Genomic DNA, 19,271 nt, shown 5'->3' with positions numbered 1-19,271 from the left:
CCTCCATCCACTTAGTTTTTGCTGGTGGTATTGTCGTTATTGTTCTGGTGCTGCTGTTCTACGCTACGTGGTTCATTCAGTTTTGTAGCCGGCTCTTCATCCTGTACCGACTTTTTAAAATCCTTGATGGCGCCACCAACATCTTTACCCAGATTTTTAAGTTTTGATGTGCCAAATAAAAGAATCACGACAATTGCAAAAATGAGTACGTGCCAAATAGATAACCCTGCCATCCCTATTTCTCCTATAATTTTATTTTATATCGCAATTACTTATCATAATTATATGCCATTCGGCACGGGCTTGAAAGGCAAGCTGAACCTTGGTCGTAGCTTAAACTTGTTTGTAGCTTAAACTTGTTTAAGGCTTCCTACTTATTAAGCATAATAATCCTCAACAAGCACTATTCAGGATAATTGAATATTTGAACACATGAGCTTTACATCAAATAATCAGCATCTAGACTTCATTTAACTTGATAATGGCACTGTATTTGAATCAGCGATATTCTAGGGGTTTCATTTTCAATATTGATACTCTTCTAAAAAGGAGAAATGATCTTGATTGCCTGAAAATGTGAGAGTAAGTACAGATAATTTGCTCTTTTACTATTAATTGTATATCTAACAATGCTATGGTCGTCTAATTACATTTCAAAACATCAGGATGTTAATATTATGGGTAGTTCAAAAAAGCAAGCTAAAATGGTAGCAATTGATATTGGTATCTCTCAAGATAACCGTGAAAAAATTGTCAAAGGTTTATCACGATTACTCGCTGACAGTTACACTTTATATTTGATGACTCATAATTTTCACTGGAATGTCACTGGTCCACAGTTTAACAGCCTGCATAACATGTTCATGGGTCAATATACTGAGCAGTGGAATGCTCTAGATGTGATCGCAGAACGTATTCGTGCGTTAGGTTTTCCTGCTCCGGGCACTTACAAGCAATTTGTAGAATTAGCATCAATCAAAGAAGTAGAGGGTGTTCCAAAAGCGAATGAGATGATTCAATTGCTGGTCAATGCACACGAAGCTGTTGCAAGAACTGCAAGAAGTATATTTGATGTTGTGGATGCAGCGAATGATCAACCTACTGCAGATGTACTCACACAACGATTAGATATTCATGAGAAAACCGCATGGATGTTAAGAAGTCTTTTAGAATAAAAATTAGATCTCTTGCGAAAGTCATTATTGAAAATTTATCCGGTTTACCAGTGCAGCGATTAAGTTAATGCGTAAACCGAATCTTTTCCGTCTATTTCGATAGCGTTCACTTAATATTCTAAATGTCTTCAATTGACTATTGATGTGTTCGATCACAACTCGTATTTTTCCAATCATTTTATTGTACTTTTTCTCAACATCAAATAAGGGTATATTCTTCTTTTTCTTTATTGGCATCAATAATTTAAAGCCATCTTGCTCTAATCCGTAGTACCCTAAATCGGTCATAACATATTCACAATGTTTGAATTTCTTAACCGTTTTTCTTGCCAGTTTAATGTCATGCTGACTGCCATTCGATATATCTAGCCCTATGATTTGTTTGCTCTTCGGATGATAGATCACTTGTGCTTTTAGCGTATGTTTCTTCTTTTTACCACTGTAGAACTTACTCTGATTTTTTTTTCGGGCGTTCTATTGAACATTCTGTCGCATCGATAATGACCCAGTTAAAGTGTTCGTCTGCTGTGGTAATGCTTCGTTTTGGCAGAGTAAAACATCTTGATTTCATCAATGCATCTTCAACCTTTTTAATGGTTCGATTCACATTACTTTCAGCGATATGGTAGTGTGCCGCCAATTCCAGTTGAGTACTGTAGTTGCGTAAGTAATTGAGCGTTAATAACAACTGATCCTCTATAGCTAAAGTATGAGGACGACCTGATTTCTTTTTGAGTGATTCTGCTTTTTCTAAAACCTCTACCATTTCGGTAAAAACTGGTCGAGGTACGCCAACCAAGCGTTTAAATTCAGAATCTGAAAAACGGTTTAAGTTCTGATATCTCATGAAACTTAGATTGAGGTGGTTTTTACTTTCGCAAGAGATCTATTCATTTCATTATAAAAAACATGAGGCTAATAGCCTCATGTTTTTTATATTTTAAAGTAAATAATCACTTTAAAAATTATAGCGATTTAGTACTGTAGTACCAATCTACATAATTATATCCTTCAGATTTACGTGTATCTGCAGCTTCCATTGTTGCTGGTGGTGGTACAATTACTTCTTGGCCAGGTTGCCAATTTTCTGGTGTAGCCACTTTGTATTCATCAGAGGTTTGTAACGCTTTAAGTACGCGAAGAAACTCATCAATACTACGTCCATTACTCATCGGGTAATAAACCATTGCACGTAAGATACCTTCAGGATCGATAATAAAAGTGGCACGAACAGCGGCTGTATCACTAGCACCTGGTTGGATCATGCCATAAGCTTTAGCAACTTCCATTGAAAGATCGGCAATAATCGGGAATGGAATTTTAATACCAAAGTTTTCTTCAATACTACGTGCCCAAGCAATATGTGAATGTACACTATCAATTGATAAACCTAATAGTTCACAGTTCAGTTCAGCGAATTGCTCAGCGCGAGTTGCAAAACCCATAAATTCAGTAGTACAAACAGGTGTAAAATCAGCTGGATGTGAGAAAAGAACTAACCATTTTCCCTTGTAATCTTCTAAACTTTTCATACCATGAGTAGTTTTGGCATTGAAATTTGGTGCTGGCTTATTTAATTGTGGAAATGTTACAACTTCATCTAGGTTAGACATTTACAGTCTCCTTAGGGGGGGAATTAATTTAAATAAGAAATGGTTGGATAACCTGCATCAATCCAAGCTTGCATACCACCTTCTACAGAATAGAGTTTTTCAAATCCCATATTTTGAAGTGCTTGAATTGATAGAGCTGAACGAGCTCCTGTACCACAGATTAAATAAATATCTTTTTCTGATAATTCCTGTAAAGAATGTTCAATTTCGCAATGGTGATTCACTAGGGGATGTTGAGCTATTTTCATTTCCAACATCCCTCGTGGAAAATTTACAGCTCGATCAATTGCTACAGTTTTGTATTCTTCAGGTTCACGAACGTCTATTAAAATTAAGTCAGGGTATTCTAAATATTTCTCGTACAGCTTCTCGACTTTTATTTCAATAACCTTATTTTTAGCTTCAGTTATCAGCTGATTTGGGGTTTTCATACTATCCCTCTGGAAGTCGATATCACTATACTTTATATATTTATAATATAATAAGTATTCTCATTATTGTCTAATATTATTAGACTTCTTTTCATAAATCAAAAAGCAATCTTCTTTCTGATCCTCAGTTCAAGCGATACATAGGTATCTGATTGTCAACTTTTTATTTAATGGTTAAGCAATTGAAAATGCATATTCCATCTAAAGGCAGACCATCCAAATTAAGCTTGGAAAATCAAGTTCTTCTCTTCCTGAGCTATTAACAGGAATACCGAATGCTATTCTTGTTGCGAAAAGTTGTGGTATTTCTATAAAGCTACAGCCCTGAAATTTCACGGCTGTAGCTTTATAGTTCTCTGAGTAACGTCATGTGAATTTAATAGGTTTTATTATACTTTGTTGTAAGAAATCTGATTAAATCACCATGATAGAGTTTTGGTACCAGGTTGAAAAATTGCTTCCCCCATATCATCAGGGTTCGCATATTTTAAACCTTTGATAAGATCACCCTCTTTAACACCATATTGATCCATACACATTTTACAGATAAAGACTTGTCCACCATTGACCATTATATTTTTCAGCATGGCCTGATGCTCTGCATATCTATGTTCGAAGCGGCTAGAAGCAAGCATAACCCCTTGATCGACTAAATATACAGTCAAGGGATGCCCTTTTTGGAATTGATTATTACTCATGCCGATGGCCATCTTTGTACGATGAGCATCATTACTGGTAAGCAATACAAATAATGGATCTTTTGTTGTTTCTGCTACTGCAATCGATAAACTTGAAAAAAACAGCAGAAAAGACAAGCACAAGTTTTTAATAAATTTCATAGGATTTATACTCTTTTTAAATCAATATAACCTGAATTGTGGATAAGAAATTGGCTTGAAAAAAAAGGTGGCTACATACTATTAGGGAGTTACCACACAACCTACGCTTTCAGCGACCATGTTTGATTTTACATATTTCTTCTGCATGATTGATGACTTTTTTCAAAAATCGAAGTAACTTATTGGCAATTTTTAAAATACGATCCTCTCAATTAAAAGTTTCGTAAATCGTGTTTATTGCCATTTAGTATAAATTTTCGTATTTCCATAATCTCAAAGTTTTATTCTTTTCATTAAAGCAAAATCACGGTCAACTCTTTAGATATTTACCTTGTTAACAACGGATAGTTTATCTCATTAGAGCACATCGATTGGCACTGTATGCTTTACATTTTGCCTTGATGAAAGATTATCAGAGCAATTTTATTTATGGATCAATCGACTACGCTGCCTGTATGCAAAAATCAGCGTATTCAACGGTATAAATATCTACCATTGCAACACACGGTAAAAGCTCAATGGACTGGTTCTTTGGCTGTAAGCTGCATTTAATCATGAGTCAGTCAGGCAAAATTGTCAGTACAGCTTTATCTAATGAACATACAGCGTAAGCGTCCGCTGAGCCCCACTTTTTCTAACTCATTAATACCGCGATAGTGTCCACTAAATTTTAAGTGGACACCTATTTATGGATTTAAAGACAGTTATAGACAGCACACCAACGCTAAAAAAGCCTCGTCGAACCTTCACGGCTGAATTTAAACATCAACTTATTCAGCAATGCCAGCAGCCAGATACATCAGTGGCCAAGGTCGCAATGCAACATCAGATCAATGCCAATCTGTTGCATAAATGGATTCGTCAATCCAGATCAATACCCCCTGCATTAACAACCCCATCTAGTCCACAGACTGACTTTCTTCCGGTCATGCTTCACCCGACTCCAGCCAAACAAGACGCACCTCCGCTATCTGTGCCGGAGAAGAATACTGTCGCTCATATCAGAATTCCACTGCATCAGAAACAATGTTCTGCAAGAGATCAGGTGATCGAAATCGAATGGCCAGTGGAATCGGCCAAGGAGTTGCTGCTTTTACTTCAGGGCTTGATCAAATGATCCGTATCGATGAAATCTGTAAGCGTCCGCTGAGCCCCACTTTTTCTAACTCATTAATACCGCGATAGTGTCCACTAAAATTTAAGTGGACACCTATTTATGGATTTAAAGACAGTTATAGACACTGCACCAACGCTAAAAAAGCCCCGTCGAACCTTCACGGCTGAATTTAAACATCAACTTATTCAGCAATGCCAGCAGCCAGATACATCGGTGGCTAAGGTCGCAATGCAACATCAGATCAATGCCAATCTGTTGCATAAATGGATTCGTCAGTCCAGATCAATGGTTCCATCATTAACAATCTCATCCATTCCACAGACCGACTTCCTTCCCGTCATTCTTCACCCGACGCCAGTCAAACAAGAAGCACCTCCGCCACCTGTGCCAGAGAAGAAAGCTACCGCTCATATTAGGATTCCATTACATGATGAACAAGGTTCAGTAAGGGATCAGATGATCGAAATCGAATGGCCGGTGGAGTCTGCAACTGAATTACTGCTTTTACTTCAGGGCTTGATCAAATGATCCGTATCGATGAAATCTGGTTGTCTACCCAGCCCATGGACATGCGTGCGGGTATGGATACGGCCATGGCGCAGATTATGAAAGCCTTTGGCTCAATCAAACCGCATTGCGCCTACCTGTTCTGTAATAAACGTGGCCATCGTATGAAAGTGCTGGTACATGATGGACTGGGCATCTGGCTCTGTGCCCGGCGGCTGGAACAGGGAAAATTCCACTGGGCTAAAGTTCACCAGGGTGAAAACGTAGCTCTCAGTCCAGAACAGTTACAGGCACTAATTCAGGGTTTGCCCTGGCAGCGCATTGGACGACAGCAAGTGGTAACAATGCTCTAAACCAGGCTGCTACATTCTGCTATTCTCCAAACGTTCTATTTCCTCTGCGTCATGACCTCAGGCATAGAGGTTACACGCCCCTTCCGCTTCGGAGAGTCCTTATTCCGAAGAAAAATGGCAAGATGAGACCTCTCGGGATACCCACGATGAAATGCCGGGCCATGCAGGCGCTCTATCTGCTGGCTTTGGAACCCATCGCGGAGACCACCGCCGATCCGAACTCTTATGGGTTCAGACCGCAACGCTCAACCGCGGATGCTGCAGCACAGTGCTTTGGTGTGCTGTCACGAAAAGCAAATGCGGAGTGGGTGTTAGAAGGTGACATTGAAGGCTGTTTCGACAATATCAGCCATGACTGGTTGATCGCCAACATCCCGATGGACAAGGCGATTCTACGGAAATGGCTCAAAGCCGGTTACGTCTACCAAAGCAAGCTGTTTCCCAGTCTTTCCGGAACACCGCAAGGAGGTATCATCTCCCCGGTGTTGGCCAACATGACCTTGGATGGGCTGGAAACAATGCTGGCGAAGAGATTCCCTAACGCCAAATGGACAGGCAAAAAGCTGCAACTGGTAAGGTATGCGGACGATTTCATCATCACGGGATACTCTAAAGAGTGGCTCGAAAATGAAGTTCGCCCTGCCGTGGTTGAATTTCTGGCGGAGCGCGGTCTCGTGCTCTCTCAGGAAAAGACCAAAATCACGCACATAGGGAACGGGTTCGATTTTCTTGGCTGGAACGTGCGCAAGTACAACGGCAAGCTACTGATCAAGCCGTCAAAGGCAAACATCAGTGCTCATCTCGTCAAGCTGCGAGCATTGATCAAGGCAAACAGAGCGACACGACAGGCCACTTTGATCGGTTTGCTCAACCCGATTCTAAGGGGTTGGGCCAACTATCATAGTCATGTCGTTGCCAAGAAGGTCTTCAACCAGGTAGACAGCACAGTGTGGGAAATGCTCTGGCGATGGGCAGCACGTCGCCACCCTCGCAAAACACTCCGATGGGTCAAGGATCGGTATTTCAAAGTACAAGGGGCGCGTCGATGGGTGTTCTCATGTGATGAACAGTCCGCCGATGGTCGAAAGCGGCAATACACATTAGTGTCTGCCTCGGACACGCCAATTGTGCGACATATCAAGATCAAGGCTGCTGCCAATCCTCACGACCCCGCATGGAATGAGTACTTCGAATCCCGATGGGGCATGATCTCTGCAAAGGGTCGAGCCAAGCTGTATCGGGTGTGGCTAAAACAAGGTGGTCGCTGCTGCGCCTGCCTTAAACCAGTCACTAAAGACACACCATGGCACAGCCGCCATATTGTGAAGCTAAGTCATGGTGGGACGGATGCGGTCGCTAATCTTGAGATCTACCACCTGTATTGCCCAAGGAATGTGCAATTTGCCAATGTCAACGATGTATAACCGGGTGCCGAATGGCGCCTTAGCAGAGGCTTGAGCCGTGTGCTGGGAAACTCGCATGCACGGTTCTTAGGGGGTTGGACGTGGGTAACTGCGTCTGACTACCCGACAATCAGATGCGCCCCTGGGCGTTGGGACGTAAGAACTGGCTGTTTGCTGGCTCGCTGCGCAGCGGCCAACGAGCTGCCAATATCATGACTTTAATCCAGTCAGCAAAGCTGAATGGACTGGATCCGTATGCCTATTTAAGTGATGTGCTGAAAAGGCTGCCGACGCATAAAGTGACCCAAATAGAAGAATTACTGCCACACCGCTGGAAATCCGACCAAAATTAAAAAATAGGCATGGGATTCAGCGGACGCTTACCATACAGCAGACATTAAAATGATTGAGCATTTGGTAGAAGGCTTAAAAACAAAACTCTATGCTGTTCGTGGATATATCAGTCAAGAATTAAAAATCAAATTTGAGGAATCAAGACATTTGGTTTAATTACATATCATCGTAAGAATATGAAAACTATTCGTTTATCCAAAGCAGATGAATACCACTTAAAACAACGCAATAAAAAGAAAATTTATTCAGCTTATTGAAAAAATTAAGCTATTAATCTAAATCTATCAACTAGATAAAATACTTTAAATTTCTAAGCTTTTAGAAACTACGACCCTCTCCTTTTTCTTCATACGTTATTCCCTCACGAATATGATACAGTCGCTGGAAAGTCGGAATAATTTTATCGTCATGTGTAACAACAATAATTGCTGTTTGAAATTTTTCCGCCATTTCGTGCAACAAACGAATTACAGTCATGGCACGAACGCTGTCTAAAGGTGCCGTTGGCTCATCTGCCAAAATGACAGGTGGCTTATTAATCAAGCCGCGTGCAATAGCTACACGTTGTTGTTCACCACCTGATAATTGCCCAGGCATGGCATGAACACGATGCTGAACATCTAAAGCAGTCAAAATTTCTAAAGCACTTGCACGTGCAGTGTCATTAGGAACACCTGCAAGCATAGGTAATAGCGCAACATTATCTAAAACATTCAAAAAAGGAATCAAATAAGGTGTTTGGAACATAAAACCAATTTTGTCACGTCGCAATGCACTTAAATCTTTTACCAACCAGTGTTGATCAAAAATCACTTCACTCCCTAAAGTCATACGTCCTTCAGTGGGATCAATCACAGCGCCTAAACATTTTAATAAGGTACTTTTACCTGAACCTGACGGACCAATCAGTCCAACAACTTCTCCTGGATCCACCCACATATTGACATCTTTTAATGCATAAAAAGCATTATCACCTTGCCCAAAACGTTTTTTTAAACCCTCAATTAAAATTCCGTGGGTCATGTGTTATCCTCCAATTGCTTCGGCTGGATCAATACGTAATGCCATACGAATAGCTACTAGACTTGCCAACATACAAATCAACATCACAGCAATAAATCCAAGAATAGAATCCTGAGGAATCAATAATACATACTTTGGAAAATATGGCGCAGCAAAGGTTGAAGTGATTTTACCTATAGTAAATCCAATTAGACCAAGTGCGAGCGCTTGCTGTAAGATCATCCAGGCAATCGTTCGGTTGCGTGTTCCAATTAGTTTCAGAACTGCAATTTCTCGAATTTTATCCATGGTTAGGGTATAAATAATAAATGCCACAATTGCCGCGCTCACCAAAGCCAAAATTACTAAAAACATCGCAATCTGCCTTGCTGATGTTGCAATCATCTTGCTAATTAAAATATGTTCCATTTGAAGACGCGTGTAGACAGTCAGTTGCTGCCAACGTTGGATGTGTTCAGCAGTATCTTCTGCGGAAGTACCAGTTTTAAGACGGACTAAAATTGCATTTACATAACGATTGCTGGTTTGAGCACTCAGAACACTGTCTAATAAATCTGGATACGCAGGACGATTGTAAATCGGATTTTGTGCGGTACGTCGGCGGTCTTGTAAAATTGCCGCATTATCTTTTTGAAATTGGGCTTGTTGTGCATCTTTAAGCGGAATAAAAATCATCGGGTCACCACCTGATGACACCATTCGTCGAGTCAATCCTACTACAGTAAAATAATTACGACGGATTTTGATGCGATCACCTAATTTAAGTCCTGAAGTGATGTCTACAACAGCTTCATAGTGCCCCCGAGTCAATTGACGTCCCGATAAAAGGTAAGGTGGCCAGCCTAAATTATTCCAGGCATGTTCACCTGTATGGATTCCAACCACCATCGCACGGATATCTTTATCTTTATAATGAACTTGTGTGGTCAGATAAGTAATATTTGAGGCATGTTCTACTTCAGGTGTAGTCATGACACTACGATATAAATCATCACGCACACTAGAAGGTTCAGCATATGGACCAAGCGTATCTTGTTGTACCACCCATAAATCTGCACCGCTATTATTTAATAAAGCCTTGGCATCATCCACCATACCACGGTAGACACCCGCCATAATTAGAGTCACGCCGATCAACAAGCCAAGTCCAAAACCAGTAAAAACAAACTTACCCCATGAATGGAATATATCCCGACCGGCTAAGCTAATCATTCAGATGTTCCTGCAAGATTTTTTACAATACGCAAACGGTTTTTCGCATTAAGTGGTTTTTCACTATATAAAACGATTTGATCATTTTCTGATAGACCATCGAGTACTTGAACATCACCCTCTAAATTAGAGCGACCTAGTTTAATTTCAATAAATTGTAGTTTTTGATCTGTCACTTTCCAGACACCGACTTGGTTATTGATGCGGTGAATAGCAGCATTTGGAATAGCAAGGCTGCGAGACAGTGGTGCTAATTTAATTGTCACTTCTGCTAATTCACCTAAAGGGGGTAGAGGGTTAGGTTGTTGACTAAAGACTACTTTGGCTAAGATTTCTTCGGTAATAACATCTGCACGAGGCTCTACCCATAAGACTTGACCTGAAAGCGTGTTACTTTGACGCGAACGTAAATGAATTTGTGCAGGTAAACCTGAGGCTAAGCCAATCGCACTAGATTGATCGAAGCGTGTATTCAACCAAATAGACTTCGGGTCTACAATTTCCAATACGGTTTGCCCTGCAACTACAGTAGAGCCAGGTTCTGCATAACGGGCTGTGACTATACCTGGTGCTGTTGCCATTAAATTTAAATTGTCGCGCTGGGCTTGTAGTGTATTGAGGTCTGCACGAGCTTTATTAAGTTCTTGTTGCATTGAGCCAAGTGCTGTTGTAGCGAGATCAAGCTCCTGCTGCTTAATCGCGAGTGACTCTTGACTGGTGGCATTGATTTTGGTGAGTTGCTGATAGCGTTGAACTTGTTGCTGTGTAAACTTTTGACGAATTTGAATATCTTGTTGCTGAGAGATGATTTTTTGGATAATGGCACGTTGTGCAAGTGTTTTTTCTTCCAAATCGACTGGATCCATTTCTCCCAAGAGCTGTCCAGTTTGTACAGCATCGCCAATATCGACTTGAAGGTTTTTAAGACGACCTGCCGCTGTGGGACCAATTTTGTAATTATGACGAGCTTCAACAGTCGCTATACCAAACAGACTAGGCTGAATAGATTTATACTTAACCTGTGTCAGACTGACCTTGACTGGTGCAAAAGGTCCTGTACGCAATAGGACATAAACCAAAAATAAGATTAATGTAATAAGCACTACAAGAACGGAAAGAGCCCTCTTTCCTAATAGAAATGTTTGCATCTGTATTTTGCTTATCTTATCTAATTAAGAATAATATAATCTATTTCTAAGTATTATATAAAACAATTCCTTCCCCAAAAAGGATTGTAGCAACCTCTCTAGTGAACACACTTTATCAAGCTATCCGATAATCCTTAATTTGGTCCCCACTTAAAATAAGTGGAGACTTAATTCATGACTACAAATACTCATGCATGGGACGTAAGAGCTAGCTGTTTGCAGGATCACTGTACAGTGGTCAACGAGCTGTGAACACATGATGCTTACAGTCAGCGAAACTGAATGGACTGGATCCGTATGCCTACATGAGTGATTTATTCAGTATTGATGATGCAAAATGACTTTATTGCACCAAAAATCAACGTGACTGAACTGGATGAAGGTGCAAAACCATTTGATATCGTGCTTGAAAAATGTGACATAAAATTGAATACTATGATGAGTAACAGTTTCGATTTTGGCGGTGTAAATGCATGTCTTGTTTTCAAAAAATTGAGAAGGCTAAGCTAAGAATTGTTGATCATTCGGCAACGGATGATCAACTTCTGCCACACTGCCCTTAAAAGGGTGAATAGATGGATGCTCCTTCTGATGCTTTCTTGTGGGTAAAAGCATTACATATTATTGCTGTAGTTTGCTGGTTCGCCGCTTTGTTCTACTTGCCACGTTTATATGTTTATCATGCGATGAGTGAAGATGCCACGAGTCATCAGCGTTTCCAGATTATGGAACGAAAGTTGTACCGCGGCATCATGTGGCCGTCAATGCTTGCCACTCTCATCACAGCGCATTTTTTAGTGGATTGGGGTGATGCAACTCGGCATTACCATGAAGCACTCTGGTTTTACCTGAAAGTTGGATTAGTGGGCTTACTGGTGATTTACCATTTTGTTTGTGGTTATTACCGTAAAAAACTGATGGAAAACCCGCATTACAAATCACATAAGTTTTGGCGTTTCTTCAATGAAATGCCAACGCTTATTTTACTCGCAGTAGTGATTTTAGTGGTGGTTAAACCGCAGTTTTAATCCAGTTGATTTTAAAACCTCCTTAAGGAGGTTTTTTTTATTTTAAATATTTAAAAGTACATTCTCTCTATTAAATGAGGAATTTAAAGCCTCCTCAAAAATAGAATCCCTCCATCTACAAAGCAGTGCTTTTCACCTTCATAAAAGGCAAGAGTAATCTATATCTAATGCTTTATATGATTAATGGCACTGTTGCAAATAGGGATCTGAGTCGATGATATCCCGATTCAAAAAATCTTAGAGACAGAAAACTCTATTCACTAGATATCTATTACCTGTTCACCGACATGAATAAAGTTAAATCAAGTAATCAACTTAGTAAGCGTCCGCTGAACACACCTTCTGAATTCATCCTATAAGCCTTAATTTAGTCCCCACTTAGAAACAAGTGGGGACTTAAATTTATGACTACAAATAATCAGACATCCATCGCATCTCTTGCGAAAAAACGAACATACAGTGCTGAATTTAAACAGCAGATCGTTCAGGCTTGTAAAGCACCGGACGTTTCAATTGCTTCAGTCGCTTTGCAACATGGATTGAATAACTAAAAACTATAAAAAACTGGAAGAATAAATTTTTAAAAGATGTTTTATTACAGATGCTTACTAAATTTATTTTGATTTATGAAATAAAAAATAGAAAAAGTGTTATAACTATTTGTATTAATATTTTGAGCTAATTGTGTCATGAGTTTTGATCAAACGATAAAAAATACTCTCGTATTTTTTTATCAATTTGTTCTACCCTTATCAACCAAAACAGAAGACTTGGAATACATCAAAGCTAAGCTGAAACAACTAGAAAAAATCAGGCCGGGCAACAACAAGAGTAAGCAGAATAATTTTAAAAAAATTTATGTAAAACTCTGGCATCGTATTTTAGAACTTTTGAAAACAGATAGGGCAGTACGTGCAAATGTCCAATATATTCCGCAGATTCAGCTTATTTGCGATATGGAAAAATATATCGATTCAAAAATGGCATTAGAAATTTTTAATACACGTAAGGAACTCACTACACCACTACTACTTCAATTTTTTGACATACGTAACGATGAAACGAGACAAAAAGTCATGGAGAAATGTTCTAAGAAGCAGCTTGGTATGATCGAGACTTCAACTTTAATCAATGCAGAGCAAGAGTGAACGAATGGAAGTTCAGAAAAAGAGAGAACGGAGACAAGATCTCTTTTTAACACAATACCAAGAGTACAGAACAAAGTTTATTTCGCATGCTGTATTTGATGATTTAGATGAAAGTGATAAGCAGACTTTTAGTGATTTTGGAAAAACTGCGCATAATGTTTTTCACGAGATAATTAAAGCGCGTAAACTGGGTGAAGAATATCGAGTTGCGGCCTTAAGCTTTTTTGCTTCGGGTGATGTATTAGACCATGCTGGATGGTCATACCTCATTTTGAGAACGAGTTATTTTGTTGAAGCGCTTTATATAAAATTAGCCGTTATCCCAGATTCCCAAGCTAAACAAAAAGAAATTTTTGATTTATTTCGATATATTGCAAAATCAATTCTACAACAAAGTGAAGAAAGTTCTTTAAAAGACGAGAGTAAAAGGCTCTTAGAATACTTTATAGAATATATGTTAGAACTCGAACAGGACAAGGTGACGAGTGACTGGGAGAGTTTCCTTAAGAATAAAATAAAACAAAATTTGCACGAGTTCACTCAAACTAAGGTGCTAAATTATATAAATGACTTAAAAATTATCTTTAAACGATTAAAACAAGGGAGGATTGTAAAACGCTCGCGTCGTAAAAAAATAAAAATTTCAGATTGGCCGACAAAGAAAAAATTAAGAAGTTTCCAAAAGAAGAGAGAACAAAGACAGCTTATTAAAGGATATCCAGCATATATTCAAGCTCGACAGGAGATCTTTTATGCTGATGATGGAGATGTTGAATTTATAGATGAGGGGATTGCTGTACATACAACATCTAAATCTACAGCTCGTTTTAATACAGTATTGAACAATCATAGTGAACATTTGATGAGGCATCGTCAAAGACGTCTACAACCGTTTGTAACCAACACAAATTACATGAGCAAAGATGTGATTCAACATCTTATCTATATTTTGAAGGGTGAGTTATATAATGCTCCTACTCAAGATTCAGCGATTGCAGCAGCATGCCTATTGAGTTTAGCGACGGGTTTATCACCAATGCATTTGCTTCAATATAAACAACTGATTGATGAGGGAGTGCTTATTAAAGGTGGTAGTTCTAAAAAGCCAGAGTATCGACTCAGATTACATTTAGATATTACAAAACAAAAAGTTGAAACTTTAAAGATTCACCAACTGAATAAAACAGTGACGCATGATCTCCATGTATCAAGCAGTTGGTTTGAATATCTTATTTTGAATGGATCACAACAGGTACTTACAGTACAAGAGATCAATCAAAGACTCAAAAAATGGACTCAGAATCAGGGGCTAGGTTCAATTACTGTTGAGAAACTCCAAGCCCAGCTGTATTTCTATATTTTTCACCGTACTTTTAATGAATATATTGCCCATGTGCTATCGGGCAAAGATAGCACCCATGAGCTACCGAGTAGTTTCTACAATGGTGTGAGCGCATCGGAATTGAATCAGCATTATTTGATCTACTTAGAGACACTCAGTGTTGAAGAAACGAAAACAGAAATTGAAATGCTTAAAGAGCAGTTTGTTAAACATGAACCTGCGTCTATATCACGTTTTGGTAGCCAATTAGCACTCAATCAAAATTATGTTGGTCAATTTTTTACACGATTACATGCCATTTGCGTTGATAAAATACAGATACATCAACATATAATTGAGCGAATTAATGCCTATAGTGCTTGGATGTGGCATATCAGCTTATTGTGCCTAACACGCCGTCCTCGCGAAAACTTATTAGGAAAGTATAGTGACTACGATTTAAAACTAAAGTTGTTGTATGTAGATGATAAGCAAAACAGTCGATCACGAAAAGATGGTCGCTATATACCGCTCCCAGCATTTTTTATCCAAGCTTTTAAACGTTATACGCAATTTTTAAATACGGTCACTCAGCAGTATGAAGAGCTCCTCCGATTTGTATTTGGGAAAAAGATTACATTGCAAGATTTGTTTGGCCAAGTGATCCATTACCCGAAATCGTTACCGACCACTGCTGAGGAATGGGCAAGTAAGAAAATTAAGATTGCTGCGCTTAACCGAAGTTGGATTAATGACTATATTGAAGGTCATCAACTCAGCAGTTTATATAATAACTGGCTACGACACTTTGATATGAATATGTTGATGAAGCAAGGTTTGGCTTTTAATGTCATACAAGCAGTTTATGGGCATGATCAGCGTAATCAGGAGCTCTTTTATCGCTATTCATCTGCATCTTTACCACAATATATCAATCAATTTACCCAAAATATTGATCGCATGATTAAGCAATTGCAGATTGAGCATCTGTCATACATTTCAGTACTTCAATCTGAGGGCTTATCATGAGTATAGATGAGTCATTGATTCAAAAAATTCAGGTTCAGGTTGATTCTGCATTTGCCGAAATGAAAAGTCAGATTAAGAGTTTAAGAGACCAACCTGAATTATTAGATAACACACTAAATACCTTGTGGTACGAGTTTTATGATGAATTTATTTGTTTTTTAGAGCAGAAGAAATTTACTCGGAAAGATACTCAAAAACCGTATATTCAAGCTATTGAAAAATATTTTTTATCTTTGCGTCAGACCTATTTATCTCAAGCAAAGAATGCGTATCCAATCAAAGTATGGCCTAAAACTACTTTTCTAGAACCTATACCCAGACAACTTCGTAGTACTGAATCACATCTTCGGCAAGGACAAAAACATTATCATATTGCTATAGCCTTAAAATCCTATTGGAATTGTCCATACAAGGATGAAGTTACTCCGGCATGGTTATGGGGGAATTTTTATTTAAGTCTGATGTACTGCTCTGGCTGTACTGATCTAAGTCAATTAACAGCAATTGGTAATACCCTGGTCAACGCTATTGTCAAAGATGAACTCCAAATCTGTACTAAACTTTATCATGCTGGATATAAAACAATCATCCAACCACTCGCACTGCATTATCGAGTACCACAGCGTACTTATGGTAATCAAATCGAAAATAGACAGGTGTATCAGTGGCGTTATATTTGGCTTAATCCCTATGCACAGTTGTTTATACAAGGGATAAAACAGCATGGCTCTCAAGCCTTGAATCAGCAGATGCCACGATATGTTTTGGAGTCTATCTCTACTGTATTAGGGAAATTACCTAAAGAAATTGATCTGAGTCATCAGTTCGTAGGTCTGAAAAAACTACTACGCCGTAATGATAAACAGTTAGCAGAGCTTCGTTCACTTACACCTTTTGATCATTCAAACTTAGCCATTGAGCTTGACTCTTATTCGGGCTTAGATATGTGCTTAAGCGAGGTTATGCGAGGTCGTCTCAAAACGGTGTCGTTAACACCTATTGATCAGGCGAGAGCATGGTTAGATCACAACATCTTGCAGACGCAGTTAACACATATTGAGCGGGATATACCACTACAGACAGAAAAGGCGGTACCAGACTTAATTACAGCTCACCAGCAACTCAAAGAAATTCCATTTGAATTGATGCTATTTGAAAAAGATCAGACTGAAGTTGATAAGCGTCAGAAACGGCAGCGTAAAAGTGAACGTGTTAAATGGATCAGATGGACAAGCATTCAGAAGCGACTAGAAGAAAAGAAGCCTCACGTTGGCCTGTATGAAAAAAATCTAATAGAAGCACAGCTCAGGCTACTGGGTTGGATTTTTCATCTTAAGTCTCAAAAAATGAAACTCAATAGCATCGAGCGGTATTTAAGTAGTATCGCTAAAGATTACTTATTCCATGTCTATATGTTCCCAGGTGATATAGATAACATGGATCAAGAAGATTGTGAGGAACTGTACGACGCTATCTTAGATAGTATTGATGATCGAGATCAAGCCAAACGTGAGACTGATCCTAAGGCCAATCACGGACGTGCACAGTATGCATTTGGCAGACTTAAAGCATTTCATCAGTTTTGTATGAAACAATACCGTGTCCCTAAGGTCGGTACCTTTCAATACAATGATTATCATCGTGTACAATTTTGTCATGCCAAATTAATTAGCCCAAAATTGTTCAATCAGCTTAAACAGGTACTAAGTTTAAAGATTGAAAAATGTCAAACAACTAAAGAGCAAGCGTATCTTTTTCAGCTACAGCTCATGTATTTACTCGCATTTCGTTTGGGGATGCGATTGAATGAAATTAGGGGACTTACATTGGCAGAGGTCATTTGTCCTGAACTGATTTGGCGTAATGATACGCTGACCAAACCTGTGCAGATCCGTTTTAATTTACGTAACAATGTTTATCGGAAACTCAAAAGCCAAAACGCAAAGCGTCAGCTTGATCTGAACGCCGTCATGCTCGATGAAGAGTTGGCATTGGTACAGCAATATCTAAAACAATGTATTACACATAATCCAGCGAAAACTAATCATGCGGACAAATTGATTTTTGCCCAAGATGGCGAAATTTTAAGTGAAGCTTATATTAGTGAAATGACCCAAGTGATTTTTGATGAGATATTGGGTGAAGGGCATGGTTATACTTTCCATAACTTTAGACATAGTGCCGCGAATCATTTAGCAATCGCTTGGTTAGGCTCAAAAGAGATGATCATGACCTATACGGATTACACTTGGAGCCGGTGTAAAGTCATGCGTCAGCATTTATTTGGAGAAACTGCAATTCAGCATGAAGCTGTCATACAGCATAAGTGGCGGTTACTAGCTGACTGGATGGGGCATGCAAACATAGAGCAAACAGCATCTCACTATCTACATGTGCTGGATTTGTTGGTGATAGATCGAATTTATCATTTGCCTTGTACAATTCATTGGGACACGATCAAACTGATACTTCAAAATGACTTAACAAGTGCTAACACAGAAATTGTGGATCTTAATCATATAATAGGAAAAGGCCAGTATTTCGATTTTTATCATGCCACATATGCACTCAAAAAAGTGGATTCAGTTAAACCTGTTCAGCCTAAAATAAGTAAAAATGCATCTGTATCTACCATCATCCATGATTACATTAAATATAGAGCCTATGAGGACCATGATTGGGTATTACGCAGTAAAAAGCTCGCTACTAAGTGGGTGGCGGTAAAAAAGCCTCAAAATAATGAGGATTTTAGTGAAGATGAACTCCTCTCCTTATATGAAAAAGCCTTAAAGAAAGGTTTTGAAGCAAAGCAATGCGTAGAGATTTCAGCACTGCCAAAGCGGGTTCAACATCAGGTTTTAGAAGCCTTGAGTATTTTAATTGAACATGGAAAGCTGAGAAAAAACTTTATTCATTTTCAATATCGTTTTGATAAGCAAAATAGGCCACGTGTCGATTGGTCCATTCAACATCTGATTACGGGACTGAAGTATTTACTCCCTGAGGATACGCAGCTAAAAGTTGATAATGATCCACCGGATAAGTCACAAAAAAGTCGTGAAGTTAAATTAAGCTTTATCAATGAAAACAATAAAAATACGACACTTTGTATTGCGTTTATTATGTTGATACATGCGATTCAGCAAGAAAAATTGAGCATTTAAAATGAATTGTTTTAATGTGTTTAAGGCGAGCTGTATTGAATATAAATCAATTTAGAAAGGGACGAGCGATATCGTCGCTGAAGTTGTAGGTTAAAATCGTTTCTCAATGATAAGCGAACTCTGATATCGTATATATACATGGCTGAGATGTATCCAACTGAATGAAAACAATAGATTATTACAATAAATAGGCTGATCAATTTATAAAGTCGACCTTGAATGTGGATATGGAAGCACTATACCAACCTTTTTAGAGCAATTAGCACATGATGCCTACATTTTAGATTGGCACTGTTGCAAATAGAGATTTGAGTCGATGAAGTTCCCTTTAAAAAGTGCTTAGAGACCGAAAACCCTGTTGATTAGACACACTTCACCCTGAGGCTGACCATAATAAAATGACGAT

18 protein-coding genes and 5 pseudogenes are annotated in these 19,271 nt (G+C 38.8%); 15 read left to right on the top strand and 8 right to left on the bottom strand.

Annotation, left to right across the window (positions count from 1 at the left end):
* Positions 1-11 precede the first annotated feature (11 nt).
* Complete coding sequence (gene tatA, locus ACE01R_RS12595; RefSeq protein WP_119062934.1) at positions 12-233, bottom strand: twin-arginine translocase TatA/TatE family subunit; 222 nt, start codon at positions 231-233, stop codon at positions 12-14.
* A 444-nt stretch (positions 234-677) separates the two neighbouring features.
* On the opposite strand from tatA, the gene ACE01R_RS12590 reads away from it, so the two are divergent.
* The gene (locus ACE01R_RS12590; protein WP_121523815.1) at positions 678-1,175 is read left to right on the top strand and encodes a Dps family protein; all 498 of its coding nucleotides are present in this window, start codon (positions 678-680) and stop codon (positions 1,173-1,175) included.
* 24 nt (positions 1,176-1,199) lie between these two features.
* On the opposite strand, the gene ACE01R_RS12585 is transcribed toward ACE01R_RS12590, so the two are convergent.
* The 4 genes from ACE01R_RS12585 to ACE01R_RS12570 all read right to left on the bottom strand — a co-directional run bounded on the left by ACE01R_RS12585 (position 1,200) and on the right by ACE01R_RS12570 (position 4,058).
* Positions 1,200-2,022, bottom strand: a protein-coding gene (locus tag ACE01R_RS12585; RefSeq protein ID WP_107010335.1) for an IS5 family transposase whose coding sequence is annotated in 2 segments (ribosomal slippage) — positions 1,200-1,640 and positions 1,642-2,022 — 822 coding nt in all. Because the reading frame shifts where the segments join, the coding sequence is not laid out codon by codon here.
* A gap of 118 nt (positions 2,023-2,140) precedes the next feature.
* On the bottom strand, positions 2,141-2,788 hold the full coding sequence (locus tag ACE01R_RS12580) for a peroxiredoxin (protein WP_119062932.1): 648 nt from the start codon (positions 2,786-2,788) through the stop codon (positions 2,141-2,143).
* Positions 2,789-2,811: 23 nt separating this feature from the next.
* Positions 2,812-3,219 carry a rhodanese-like domain-containing protein gene (locus ACE01R_RS12575; RefSeq protein WP_121523817.1) on the bottom strand — a complete coding sequence of 136 codons (408 nt, stop codon included), beginning with the start codon at positions 3,217-3,219 and terminating at the stop codon, positions 2,812-2,814.
* A gap of 419 nt (positions 3,220-3,638) precedes the next feature.
* The gene (locus ACE01R_RS12570; protein ID WP_068912717.1) at positions 3,639-4,058 is read right to left on the bottom strand and encodes a DsrE family protein; all 420 of its coding nucleotides are present in this window, start codon (positions 4,056-4,058) and stop codon (positions 3,639-3,641) included.
* A gap of 518 nt (positions 4,059-4,576) precedes the next feature.
* Between ACE01R_RS12570 and ACE01R_RS12565 the strand changes: the two genes are divergently transcribed.
* From ACE01R_RS12565 to ACE01R_RS12535, 7 genes and pseudogenes are all read left to right on the top strand, one after another.
* Complete coding sequence (locus tag ACE01R_RS12565) at positions 4,577-4,669, top strand: hypothetical protein (protein WP_395551544.1); 93 nt, start codon at positions 4,577-4,579, stop codon at positions 4,667-4,669.
* A gap of 77 nt (positions 4,670-4,746) precedes the next feature.
* Positions 4,747-5,175: an IS66-like element accessory protein TnpA gene (gene tnpA, locus ACE01R_RS12560; RefSeq protein WP_005108355.1), complete on the top strand. Its 429-nt coding sequence runs from the start codon at positions 4,747-4,749 to the stop codon at positions 5,173-5,175.
* A gap of 99 nt (positions 5,176-5,274) precedes the next feature.
* A complete protein-coding gene (gene tnpA / locus ACE01R_RS12555) occupies positions 5,275-5,703 on the top strand; it encodes an IS66-like element accessory protein TnpA (protein ID WP_004783683.1) in 429 nt (142 codons plus the stop codon).
* The gene (gene tnpB / locus ACE01R_RS12550) at positions 5,700-6,035 is read left to right on the top strand and encodes an IS66 family insertion sequence element accessory protein TnpB (RefSeq protein WP_004783682.1); all 336 of its coding nucleotides are present in this window, start codon (positions 5,700-5,702) and stop codon (positions 6,033-6,035) included. The genes tnpA (ACE01R_RS12555) and tnpB overlap by 4 nt, the downstream gene beginning before the upstream one ends.
* Entirely contained in the window at positions 5,993-7,459 is a 1,467-nt protein-coding gene (gene ltrA, locus ACE01R_RS12545; RefSeq protein WP_395551561.1) for a group II intron reverse transcriptase/maturase, read from the top strand. The genes tnpB and ltrA overlap by 43 nt, the downstream gene beginning before the upstream one ends.
* 104 nt (positions 7,460-7,563) lie before the next feature.
* Positions 7,564-7,791, top strand: a pseudogene (locus ACE01R_RS12540) (transposase domain-containing protein); the annotation flags it as partial.
* A gap of 31 nt (positions 7,792-7,822) precedes the next feature.
* Positions 7,823-8,051, top strand: a pseudogene (locus ACE01R_RS12535) (transposase); the annotation flags it as partial.
* A gap of 59 nt (positions 8,052-8,110) precedes the next feature.
* Here ACE01R_RS12535 and ACE01R_RS12530 read toward each other — a convergent pair.
* From ACE01R_RS12530 to ACE01R_RS12520, 3 genes are read right to left on the bottom strand one after another with little or no spacing between them, the layout of a single operon-like run.
* Positions 8,111-8,815 carry an ABC transporter ATP-binding protein gene (locus ACE01R_RS12530; RefSeq protein WP_074947794.1) on the bottom strand — a complete coding sequence of 235 codons (705 nt, stop codon included), beginning with the start codon at positions 8,813-8,815 and terminating at the stop codon, positions 8,111-8,113.
* Positions 8,816-8,818: 3 nt separating this feature from the next.
* Positions 8,819-10,027: an ABC transporter permease gene (locus ACE01R_RS12525; RefSeq protein ID WP_395551543.1), complete on the bottom strand. Its 1,209-nt coding sequence runs from the start codon at positions 10,025-10,027 to the stop codon at positions 8,819-8,821.
* Complete coding sequence (locus ACE01R_RS12520) at positions 10,024-11,091, bottom strand: efflux RND transporter periplasmic adaptor subunit (protein WP_257223436.1); 1,068 nt, start codon at positions 11,089-11,091, stop codon at positions 10,024-10,026. The genes ACE01R_RS12525 and ACE01R_RS12520 overlap by 4 nt, the downstream gene beginning before the upstream one ends.
* A 296-nt stretch (positions 11,092-11,387) precedes the next feature.
* Between ACE01R_RS12520 and ACE01R_RS12515 the strand changes: the two are divergent.
* The 7 genes and pseudogenes from ACE01R_RS12515 to ACE01R_RS12485 form a co-directional block, all read left to right on the top strand.
* Positions 11,388-11,492: pseudogene (locus tag ACE01R_RS12515) on the top strand (transposase domain-containing protein); the annotation flags it as partial.
* Positions 11,488-11,685: pseudogene (locus ACE01R_RS12510) on the top strand (beta-ketoacyl-ACP synthase I); the annotation flags it as partial. The pseudogenes ACE01R_RS12515 and ACE01R_RS12510, both read left to right, overlap by 5 nt.
* A 65-nt stretch (positions 11,686-11,750) precedes the next feature.
* The gene (gene hemJ / locus ACE01R_RS12505; protein WP_074947791.1) at positions 11,751-12,203 is read left to right on the top strand and encodes a protoporphyrinogen oxidase HemJ; all 453 of its coding nucleotides are present in this window, start codon (positions 11,751-11,753) and stop codon (positions 12,201-12,203) included.
* A 404-nt stretch (positions 12,204-12,607) separates the two neighbouring features.
* Positions 12,608-12,748, top strand: a pseudogene (locus tag ACE01R_RS12500) (transposase); the annotation flags it as partial.
* A gap of 144 nt (positions 12,749-12,892) precedes the next feature.
* Positions 12,893-13,351, top strand: coding sequence for a hypothetical protein (locus tag ACE01R_RS12495; RefSeq protein ID WP_019383657.1), 459 nt, complete (start codon positions 12,893-12,895; stop codon positions 13,349-13,351).
* Between the two features lie 4 nt (positions 13,352-13,355).
* Entirely contained in the window at positions 13,356-15,701 is a 2,346-nt protein-coding gene (locus tag ACE01R_RS12490) for a hypothetical protein (protein ID WP_395551542.1), read from the top strand.
* Positions 15,698-18,865 (top strand): site-specific integrase, encoded by a 3,168-nt coding sequence (locus ACE01R_RS12485; protein WP_395551541.1) that lies wholly within the window; start codon positions 15,698-15,700, stop codon positions 18,863-18,865. The genes ACE01R_RS12490 and ACE01R_RS12485 overlap by 4 nt, the downstream gene beginning before the upstream one ends.
* Positions 18,866-19,271: the final 406 nt, after the last annotated feature.

It is taken from the genome of Acinetobacter sp. BSP-28 (genome assembly GCF_044130285.1).
Lineage (GTDB): Bacteria > Pseudomonadota > Gammaproteobacteria > Pseudomonadales > Moraxellaceae > Acinetobacter.
The sequence above is the reverse complement of the archived record's forward strand: the minus strand, read 5'-3'. Positions and strand labels throughout refer to the sequence as shown.

Coding starts and splice junctions, on each gene's coding strand:
- ACE01R_RS12590 (WP_121523815.1), top strand. CDS start 678: ATGGGTAGTTCAAAAAAGCAAGCTAAAATGGTAGCAATTGATATTGGT.
- ACE01R_RS12565 (WP_395551544.1), top strand. CDS start 4,577: ATGGACTGGTTCTTTGGCTGTAAGCTGCATTTAATCATGAGTCAGTCA.
- tnpA (WP_004783683.1), top strand. CDS start 5,275: ATGGATTTAAAGACAGTTATAGACACTGCACCAACGCTAAAAAAGCCC.
- hemJ (WP_074947791.1), top strand. CDS start 11,751: ATGGATGCTCCTTCTGATGCTTTCTTGTGGGTAAAAGCATTACATATT.
- ACE01R_RS12530 (WP_074947794.1), bottom strand. CDS start 8,815: ATGACCCACGGAATTTTAATTGAGGGTTTAAAAAAACGTTTTGGGCAA.
- ACE01R_RS12580 (WP_119062932.1), bottom strand. CDS start 2,788: ATGTCTAACCTAGATGAAGTTGTAACATTTCCACAATTAAATAAGCCA.
- ACE01R_RS12490 (WP_395551542.1), top strand. CDS start 13,356: ATGGAAGTTCAGAAAAAGAGAGAACGGAGACAAGATCTCTTTTTAACA.
- tnpA (WP_005108355.1), top strand. CDS start 4,747: ATGGATTTAAAGACAGTTATAGACAGCACACCAACGCTAAAAAAGCCT.
- ACE01R_RS12570 (WP_068912717.1), bottom strand. CDS start 4,058: ATGAAATTTATTAAAAACTTGTGCTTGTCTTTTCTGCTGTTTTTTTCA.
- ACE01R_RS12485 (WP_395551541.1), top strand. CDS start 15,698: ATGAGTATAGATGAGTCATTGATTCAAAAAATTCAGGTTCAGGTTGAT.
- ACE01R_RS12575 (WP_121523817.1), bottom strand. CDS start 3,219: ATGAAAACCCCAAATCAGCTGATAACTGAAGCTAAAAATAAGGTTATT.
- tatA (WP_119062934.1), bottom strand. CDS start 233: ATGGCAGGGTTATCTATTTGGCACGTACTCATTTTTGCAATTGTCGTG.
- ACE01R_RS12525 (WP_395551543.1), bottom strand. CDS start 10,027: ATGATTAGCTTAGCCGGTCGGGATATATTCCATTCATGGGGTAAGTTT.
- ACE01R_RS12495 (WP_019383657.1), top strand. CDS start 12,893: ATGAGTTTTGATCAAACGATAAAAAATACTCTCGTATTTTTTTATCAA.
- tnpB (WP_004783682.1), top strand. CDS start 5,700: ATGATCCGTATCGATGAAATCTGGTTGTCTACCCAGCCCATGGACATG.